The following is a 293-nucleotide window of genomic DNA, read 5'->3' on the forward strand; positions in this document are numbered from 1 at the left end:
GTCGTCGTCTTAAGCGTGCCGCGCAGTACCGGCTTCTTCACGTCCACCAGATCAGATTCGGCAGGAACGAACCCCTGCGCCTTCGTGAGGCCCGCTTTCTCGCCCATCGCGATGATCAATTCGAGCTGGCGCGTCGTCACCTTCCGCTCGTCCATGAGGACGCGGATGTGCGGAATCTCAGCCGCCCGATGGCGCGTCAGGTCCGTAACGTGCAGTAGCCCCTGCGCGCCGGTATGCGCGTATTTGTTGTTCACCCAATCAACAAGAACTGGCACATTTCGCGGAAGTTTGGC

General features: G+C 60.4%; 1 protein-coding gene. It reads right to left on the minus strand.

The features are described 5' to 3' along the window. Window positions 1-293 (minus strand): hypothetical protein (locus AC1RPQ_RS08370; protein ID WP_481762324.1); only part of this gene is annotated, 293 nt, incomplete at both ends.

It is taken from the genome of Dellaglioa sp. CoH-57-MRSF-21 (assembly GCF_056781915.1).